Source organism: Streptomyces sp. NEAU-YJ-81 (assembly GCF_017592595.1).
Classification (GTDB): Bacteria; Actinomycetota; Actinomycetes; order Streptomycetales; family Streptomycetaceae; genus Streptomyces; species Streptomyces hygroscopicus_B.
On sequence record NZ_JAGFNO010000085.1, the window covers coordinates 1 to 8,747 of the forward strand.

2 protein-coding genes are annotated in these 8,747 nt (G+C 72.3%); both read right to left on the reverse strand.

Annotated features, from left to right (window positions below):
• A partial coding sequence (locus J5X86_RS49730) for a type I polyketide synthase (protein WP_208523165.1) occupies window positions 1-4,888 on the reverse strand: 4,888 nt, incomplete at its 3' end.
• Window positions 4,885-8,747, reverse strand: a 3,863-nt coding sequence (locus J5X86_RS49735) for an SDR family NAD(P)-dependent oxidoreductase (protein WP_208523166.1), incomplete at its 5' end; no start/stop codon positions are given. The genes J5X86_RS49730 and J5X86_RS49735, both read right to left, overlap by 4 nt.

An 8,747-nucleotide genomic window follows, 5' to 3' on the forward strand; every position in this document is an offset into this window, starting at 1 on the left:
CCAAAGGCAACGGGACCGACACCATCCCGCCACGCCCCGCAAGCCCCTCCGCGATCAACCTCGACCGCACACACACCACCCGCGCCGCATCCTCCAACGACAACACACCCGCCACACACGCCGCCGCAATCTCCCCCTGCGAATGACCCACCACCGCCGCAGGCACCACCCCAAACGACCGCCACAACCGCGCCAACGACACCATCACCGCGAACAACACCGGCTGCACCACCTCAACCCGCCCCAACGCCACCTCATCCCCCAACACCTCGGCCAGGGACCACTCCACCAACCCCTCAAACGCCCCCGCACACTCCTCCATCGCCCCAGCGAACACCGACGAAGACCCCAACAACTCCACCGCCATCCCCACCCACTGCGACCCCTGCCCCGGAAACACGAACACCGGACGGGAGTCGAAGGTGCGCATGGCCCGGTCCTGAGTGGCGAGCCGGTCGAGTTCGTCCGGGCTAAAGGCCACGGCACGGCAGGCGAGATCGGTGCGCGTGGTCGTGAGCGACAGGCCCACATCGACCGGACACAGGTCGGGACGGTCGCGGAGGTGCTCGGCCAGGCGGGCCGCCTGTGCCCGCAGGGCCTCAGGGGTGCGCCCGGACAGCGGCCAGGGCACACCGGTCGGCCCGGCGTCGACGGCAGACGCCTCGTCAGGGAGGTCGGGCCCCTGTTCGAGGATGACGTGCGCGTTGGTGCCGGACACACCGAACGACGACACTCCGGCACGTCGCGGCCTGTCGGCCTCCGGCCACGGCAGTGTTTCGGTCAGCACCCGGACTCCTGCCGGCCAGTCCACGGTGGACGCCGGCTCGGTCACATGCAGGGTGCGTGGCATGACCCGGTGCGCCAGGGCGGACACCGTCTTGATCACGCCGCCGATGCCCGCCGCCGCGGCGGCATGGCCGATGTTCGACTTCATCGAGCCCAGCCACAGCGGCTGTTCACGGTCCTGGCCGTACGCGGCGATCAGGGCGTTGGCCTCGATGGGGTCGCCGAGCACCGTGCCGGTGCCGTGCGCCTCGACCATGTCGATGTCCTGCGGGCGCAGGCGCGCGTTCGCCAGCGCCTGCCGGATCACCCGCTGCTGTGCCACCCCGTTGGGAGCGGACAGACCGTTGGACGCGCCGTCCTGATTGACCGCCGAGCCACGCAGCACGGCGAGCACCCGGTGTCCGTTGCGGGTGGCCGCGGACAGCCGTTCCAGCACCACGAAGCCGGCGCCCTCGGCCCAGCCGGTGCCGTCCGCGTCCGCCGAGAACGCTTTGCACCGGCCGTCCGCGGCCAGCCCGCCCTGTTGGGTGAACTCCTCGTAGGCGAACGGGGTCGCCATCACGGCGACACCACCCGCCAGGGCGAGGGCGCTCTCCCCGCTGCGCACGGATTGGGCGGCCGTGTGCAGCGCGACCAGCGACGACGAACACGCGGTGTCCACCGTGACCGCGGGTCCCTTGAGGTCCAGGGTGTACGCGATGCGGCCGGACAGCACGGCGGACATCTTGCCGGTGAGGACCAGGCCGCCGAGCCCTGCCTCCGCCCCGTCGGCCGCGCCCAGGTAGTCCTGCTGGGACGCGCCCACGAACACGCCCGTCGCGCTGCCGCGCAACGTACTCGGGTCGATCCCGGTCCTCTCGACCGCCTCCCACGCCGTCTCCAGCAGCACTCGCTGCTGGGGGTCCATCGCAAGTGCCTCACGCGGGCTGATGCCGAAGAACTCAGCGTCGAACCCGCCCGCGTCGTGCAGGAAGCCGCCCTTTGTGGTCGTGCTGGTCAGCATCAGCTGGTCGAGATCCCAGCCGCGGTCGGTCGGAAACCCGGATACGACGTCCCGCTCGTCGACGACCAGACGCCACAGCCCCTCGGGGTCGGCGACGCCACCGGGGTACCGGCACGCCATGCCGACGATGACCACCGGGTCGCCGTCGTCCGCGGCGACCGTGCGCCGGATCGGGGTGTCGGCGGCCCCGGTCAGGAACGCGGCGACCGCGGCCGGTGTGGGGTAGTCGAAGGCGAGGCTGATCGGCAGGTCGAGGCCGGTCGCGTCGCTGAGGGCCGTACGTAGCTGGGTCGCGGTCAGCGAGTCGAGTCCGAGGTCGGAGAAGGCGCGGTCGGCCGGTACGTCGGCGGCCCGTCGATGGCCGAGCACGGCCGCCACGTGCCCACGGACCAGGTCCAGCATGTCCTGGGGGCCTTCGGACATCGGGACGGCATCGAGGGTGTCGGCAGGATCGGTGGGCCAGAAGCGACTGCGCTGGAAGGCGTACGTGGGCAGGTCCACGCGAGTGGTGTCGGGGAAGACGGCGCTCCAGTCGACCGCTACGCCGTGCACATGGGCGCTGCCCAGCGCGCGGACGAACTGGCCGAGACCACCTTCGCCGCGCCGCAGAGTGCCCAGGGCGGCGACCGTCGCTCCGGCGGCGTCCGCGGTCTGCTCAACGCTCATGGTGAGTACGGGGTGCGGGCTCATCTCCAGGAACACCTGGTGGCCCGCCGCCAACAGCGCCGACACGGCGCCTGCGAAGTCGACCGGCTCGCGCAGATTGGTGTACCAGTAGTCGGCCGAGAGGCCGGTGGTTTCGATCTGCCCGCCCCGCAGGGCGGAGAAGAAGGGCACCTCGGCGGCGACCGGCCGCAGCGAAGGCAGACCTGCCAGGACCGCGTCCCGGATCTCCGCCACCATCGGGGAGTGAGACGCGTAGTCCACCGCGATCCGGCGAGCCCGCGGCTCCCGCTCCACCAGGGCCGCCACCGCCTCCGGCGTCCCGGACACCACCACCGACTCGGGGCCGTTCACCGCCGCCACCACCAGCCCCTCACCGAACGGCGCGACCAGTTCCTCCACCTCGGCCCGGGACAGCGGGACCGACACCATCCCGCCACGCCCCGCAAGCCCCTCCGCGATCAACCTCGACCGCACACACACCACCCGCGCCGCATCCTCCAACGACAACACACCCGCCACACACGCCGCCGCAATCTCCCCCTGCGAATGACCCACCACCGCCGCAGGCACCACCCCAAAAGACCGCCACAACCGCGCCAACGACACCATCACCGCGAACAACACCGGCTGCACCACCTCAACCCGCCCCAACGCCACCTCATCCCCCAACACCTCGGCCAAGGACCACTCCACCAACCCCTCAAACGCCCCCGCACACTCCTCCATCGCCCCAGCGAACACCGACGAAGACCCCAACAACTCCACCGCCATCCCCACCCACTGCGACCCCTGCCCCGGAAACACGAACACCGGACGGGCCGAGGGCAGTGCCGTTGCCTGCACCAGGTCAGCGGACGGTTCGCCCTCGGCCAGGGCGCGCAGGCCCTCAGGGCTGGTGACCAGGGCTCGCCGCGCGAAGTGCGTGCGCGAGAGGGCCAGTGCACGGCCGATGTCCCGCGTGGACAGTGTGCGGCCCCTCAGGTGTGTGCCGAGCAGCCTGGCCTGCTCGCGCAGCGCGGACGTGTCCTGGCCGGAGAGCACCCACGGGCTCGGTCCCTCTCCCGTGGCTTCGGCCTGCGGCTGCGGCGCGGCCTGCTCGACGATCACGTGCGCGTTGGTGCCCGAGATGCCGAACGACGACACGCCGGCGCGCCGTGGCCGGTCCGTCTCCGGCCACGGCCGGGCGTCCGTGACGAGTTCGACGGCGCCGTCCGCCCAGTCCACGTGGGAGCTCGCCCGGCTCACGTGCAGCGTTGGCGGCACGATCCCGCTCCGCAGCGCCGCCACCATCTTGATGACGCCGCCGACCCCGGCCGCCGCCTGGGTGTGGCCGATGTTCGACTTCAACGAGCCCAGCAGCAGCGGGCGTTCACGGTCCTGACCGTAGGTGGCCAGCAGCGCGCCGGCCTCGATCGGATCGCCGAGCCGCGTCCCGGTTCCGTGCGCCTCGATCACATCCACGTCGGACGGACGCAGTCCGGCGTTGTCCAGTGCGCTGCTGAGCACTCGGCGCTGGGCGGAGCCATTGGGCGCGGTGAGGCCGTTGGACGCGCCGTCGGAGTTGACCGCCGAGCCCCGCAGCAGCGCCAGCACCTGGTGTCCGTTGCGTTCGGCGTCCGACAGGCGCTCCAGCACGAGCAGACCCGCGCCCTCGGAGAAGCTGGTGCCGTCCGCGTCGTCGGAGAAGGACTTGCAGCGGCCGTCGGGGGCCAGACCTTCCTGCTGGGTGAAGTCGATGAAGGCGGACGGCGTGGACATCACGGTCACCCCGCCCGCCAGGGCCAGGGAGCAGTCTCCCGACCGCAGCGCCAGCGTGGCCTGGTGCAAGGCGACCAGCGACGAGGAGCACGCCGTGTCAATGGTGACCGCCGGGCCTTCCAGGCCCAGGGTGTAGGCGATCCGGCCGGACATCACGCTGGACGCGTTGCCCGTCGAGGAGAACCCGGGAGGCAGATCGGGAACCTTGTCGAGTACCGACTGGTAGTCCTGGTGCAGCGCGCCGACGAACACACCGGTCCGGCTGGTGCGCAGGGTGCCGGGCACGATCCCGGCACGCTCCAGCGCCTCCCAGGCCAGCTCCAGCAGCAGCCTCTGCTGCGGATCGGTGGCCAGCGCCTCCCTCGGGGACATGCCGAAGAACGCCGCGTCGAACTCGGCCGCGTCGGGCAGGAACCCGCCGGAGCGGGTGCTCGACGGCACCTCGCCCCAGTCCCGGTCGGTGGGAAACTGGGTGATCGCGTCGCCGCCGGTCTCGACGAGTTCCCACAGCTCCTCGGGGCTGCGCACATCGCCGGGGTACCGGCAGGCCATGCCGACGATCGCGATGGGTTCGCTGCGGGTGGCCAGCAGCTTGTCCAGTTGCCGCCGGGTGCGCCGGAGGTCCTCGGTGGTCTCCTTGAGGAAGTGCCGCAGCTTGGCCTCTGTGCTGGTCATGAGATACCGAACTCCTTACCGAGCAGCTCGAACATTTCCTCGTCGGTGGCCTCGCCGAGATCGGTTTCCTGGGCCTCGGTGTCGTCGGTCACGAGCAGTGCCGACAGCCTGCGCATCACCTGTTCCCGGATCGCCACGTCGCCGTCGAACCGGGCGAAGGCGTCCTCCAGCCGGGCCAGTTCGGCGAGCACCGGGTTCTCCTGGGGCTGGTCGCCGCCCAAGCGGGAGGACAAGTGGTCGGCCAGTGCGGTGGGCGAGGAGTGGTCGAAAACGATGGTGGAGGCCAGTCGCAGGCCGAGCAGGGTGCCGATCCGGTTGCGCAGTTCCACGGCGGTCAGCGAGTCGAAGCCGAGCGACTTGAACGGGCGGTCGGCCTCCAGCGACTGGTCGTCGGAGTGCCCGAGCACCGCGGCGGCCTGCGCGCGCACCAGCCTGGTCAGCTCGGCGGCCCGGTCCAGCGTGCCCATCCGGGCGAGGCGGTCGACGAGGGCGCCTTCGTCGGAGTCGGCGTGCCTGCGGCCGGTGGTGCCGGTCAGTGCCCACAGGATGTGCGGTGCCGACGCGGCGGCCCGCAATGTCGGCAGGTCCAGGCGCATCCCGGCGACCGCGGGCTCGTCCTGCGCCACCGCCGCGTCGAACATGGCCAGCGCCTCCTCGGTGGACAGCGCGGGCAGGCCGGAGCGGGCGATCCGGTCGATGTCCCGTGCGGTCAGCGCGCCGGTCATGCCGCTCGCCTCGGCCCACAGGCTCCACGCGATCGACGTGGCGGGCAGACCCGCGGCCTTGCGATGGGCGGCGAGCGCGTCGAGGAAGGCGTTGGCGGCGGCGTAGTTGCCCTGGCCCGCGCTGCCCATCACGGCGGCGGCCGAGGAGTAGAGCACGAACGCGGCGAGGTCGAGGTCTCGGGTCAGCTCGTGCAGGTGCCAGGCGCCGTCGGCCTTGGAGCCCAGGCTGGTGGCCAGGCGTTCGGGGGTCAGCGACTGGATCACGCCGTCGTCGAGCACCCCGGCCGCGTGTACGACGGCGGTCAGCGGGTGCTGGTCGGAAACGGTGGCGAGAAGGTCCGCCACCGCCGTCCGGTCGCCGACGTCGCAGGCGCGCACCAGGGCCTCGGCCCCGTATTCGGCCAGCTCCGCGACCAGTTGCTCCGCGCCGGGCGCGTCCGGTCCGCTCCGGCTGACGAGGAGCAGATGCCGCACGCCCCGCGTGGTCACCAGATGACGGGCCAGCGACGCGGCCAGGCCGCCGGTGCCGCCGGTGATCAGGACGGTGCCCTGCGGATTCCAGCGCCGTGGCATGGTCAGCACGACCTTGCCGATGTGCTGGGCCCGGCTGATGTACCGGAACGCCTCACGTCCGTGCCGGACGTCCCAGGTGGACACCGGGAGGTGCTGCAGCGCGCCGTCCTGGAACAGGTGGAGCAGGGCCCGCAGCCTCTCCTGTACGGCGTCGGGCTCCAGCTCCGCCAGGTCGAAGGCGCGGTAGCCGATCCCGTCCGGCACCGCGGTGCGGATGTCGGTCTTGCCCATCTCGGCGAACCGGCCGCCCCTCGGCAGCAGCCGCAGCGAGGCGTCCACGAACTCGCCGGCCAGCGAGTTCAGTACGACATCGACGCCCCGGCCACCGGTGGCCTCCAGGAACCGCCGCTCGAAGTCGAGGGTGCGCGAGGAGGCGATGTGGTCGTCGGGAACGCCCAGCGAGCGCAGCACGTGCTGCTTGGGTTCACTGGCGGTGGCGAAGACCTCCAGCCCCCAGTGCCGGGCAAGCTGGATGGCCGCCATGCCGACGCCGCCCGCGCCCGCGTGCACCAGCAGGGACTGTCCCGTGCGCACCTCGGACAGGTCGAGCAGACCGTAGTAGGCGGTCAGGAACACGACGGGCACCGACGCCGCCTGCGCGAAGGTCCAGTCGTCGGGCATCGGCGCGAGCAGCCGGTGGTCGGTGACGGTCAGCGGGCCGAAGGCGCCGACGGTCAGGCCGAACACGCGGTCGCCGGGCCGCAGACCGGCCACGTCCGGGCCGGTCTCCAGCACGACACCGGACACCTCGGCCCCCAGCGGGGTGGCGGCACGTCGGTTCATGCCCAGCGCGTCGAAGACATCGCGGAAGTTGACCCCGGCGGCCCGGACGTCGACCCGGACCTCCTGGGGTCCGAGCGGTTCCTCCGCGCGGGGCCACGGCACCAGGTCGAGGTCGTCGAGGCTGCCCTTGCGCATGGTCTCCAGGCGCCACGACGGGCCGGGCGGTGGCGTCAGCGAGCCGGGCTCGGCCAGCCGGGCCGCGAGGAGGGCGCCTTCGCGCACCGCGAGCTGGGGTTCGCCATTGGCCAGCGCGCGCGACAACAGCTCGTCCGGCACACCGGGCTCGTCCGTGTCCACCAGGACGAACCGGCCCGTGTTCTCGGTCTGCGCGGACCGGATCAGGCCACGGGCGGCCGCCACCGCGGGCACGACGTCCTCGTCACCGACGGCCACACCGCCCTCGGTCACGAAGATGAGCGAGACATCGTCGAGCCGTGGCTCGGCCAGCCAGGCCCGCAGCAGGCCGAGCACCCGTGCCGTGAGCTGACGGGTGGCGGGCAGCATTTCCCCGCCCGCCCGATCGAGGCGGACCACGGCCGCGTCCACACCGGTGACCGAGTCGGGCAGTGCCCAGGTCCCCGGGTCGAGCGCGACGACGGTACGGGCGTGGTCCGGGTCGGCGGGCACGGGCCGCCAGGCGAGCCGGTACAGCGGGGCGTCGAGGACGGAGTCCACAGCGGTGTGCCGGCGCAGCACCAGGGACTCGGCGGTCAGCACCGGCGCGCCCGCGGGGTCGACGACGGTCAGCTCGACGGTGTCCGGGCCGATGCCGCGCAGCCGGGCGCGCAGGGAGGTGGCCCCGGTCGCGTACAGGCGCACCCCGCTCCAGGCGAACGGCAGCACACGTGTGCTGCCCAGCAGGCTGGTCGCGTGCAGGACGGCGTCCAGCAGCGCGGGGTGCAGACCGAAGGCGCCCGCCTCGGCCCGCTCGTGCTCGGGAAGGACCGCCTCGGCGCAGGCCCCGTCCTCGGTGAGCCACGCGGCGCTCAGGCCCCGGAACGCCGGGCCGTAACCGTAGCCCTCCGCGGCGAGATCGTCGTACACCCCCGCCGGTTCGATCCGTTCCGCGCCCGGGGGCGGCCAGGAGGTGATCGACGGCGTGGGGGCGCCGCCCTGGTGCTCGCCGGTGGACAGTGTGCCGGAGGCGTGTTGCGTCCAGGTGGCTCCACCGCGAGCGAAGACGCGCACGGTCCTGCGGTGGTCGGCGGCGGGCCGGTCCACCCGGATCTGTAGCTGAACACTCCCCTGTTCCGGCAGGACGAGCGGCTTCTCCAGTACGAGTTCGTCGACCCGGTGGCAGCCGACCTCGTCGCCCGCGTGTATGACCATCTCCAGCAGGGCCGTTCCGGGCAGCAGCACCGTCCCGGCCACGGCGTGGTCCGCCAGCCAGGGGTGGGTGCCGAGCGACAGACGGGCGGTGAACAGATAGCCGTCGTCACCCGGCAGCTCGATCCCGGCCCCGAGCAGCGGGTGCTCCGGAACGCTCAATCCCGCCGCGGTGACGTCCACCGAGGTCGTGCCCCCACGGGGCCAGAAGCGCTGCGGCTGGAAAGCGTACGTGGGCAGTTCCACGCGGGTGGCGTCGGGGAAGACGGCGCTCCAGTCCACGGGGATCCCGTGCTGGTGCGCCAGGGCGAGCGAGAGGCGGATCCGGTCGAGTGTTCCCTCGCCGCGGCGCAGGGTGCCGAGCGCGACGGTCTCCGCCGTCTCCTCGATCGACGTGGTCAGCACCGGATGCGGACTCATCTCCAGGAAGACCCGGAACCCACCCTCCACCA